The 668-nt window shown below is 32.2% G+C and carries 1 protein-coding gene; it reads right to left on the bottom strand.

The annotated features are described in order from the left end of the window. Positions 1 to 341 (bottom strand): RNA chaperone Hfq (gene hfq / locus ACS8FD_RS21230; protein ID WP_439277324.1); only part of this gene is annotated, 341 nt, incomplete at its 3' end. Positions 342 to 668: the final 327 nt, after the last annotated feature.

Below are 668 nucleotides of genomic sequence, written 5' to 3'. Positions count from 1 at the left end.
CCACGTTCTTCAAAGCCGCCACCTGCGCCTGTATTACTACCTCTTTCAAACCCGCTGTTATTACTGCCGCCTTGGTAGCCGTTAGTACCTTGAGTCTGCATACCACTACTCGATGATGCAGTAGTACTAGCGCCTCGTGGATTACGTGCTGGAACTACAGTTGAGATGGCATGCTTATAAACCATTTGACTAACTGTATTCTTTAATAAAACGACATATTGGTCAAATGATTCAATTTGGCCTTGTAATTTAATACCATTTACCAAAAAAATAGACACTGGAATACGATCTTTACGTAATGAGTTTAGGAACGGATCTTGTAATGTTTGTCCTTTTGACATAAAAACTCTCCCGAATATTATATAATTATATTATAAGTGCTTGTTTAATTATAATCGTTAGAAAAAGATACAGTAGTAAGTTTTACTAATAAAACGTATCTAAATGAGCACCAATTTTTCTTTGTTAATTCTACTTTGTTTAACTACTATATTATTGTAAATAAATGATTATTTGCTTTTATAACAATAGTAACAATCATAGTTGGCAAAGCATACTGTAACTGTTAGATTAACAAATTATAACAGCTGTCTCAGCCAAATTTTGAAACTTATTGTGATTGGTTCTTATAATCTGCGAATATTTATAACTTGTTTTTACTATTATTA

This window comes from Psychrobacter sp. 1U2 (genome assembly GCF_051847575.1).
Note: the sequence above shows the minus strand (reverse complement) of the source record. Positions and strands in the feature narration are given on the sequence as shown.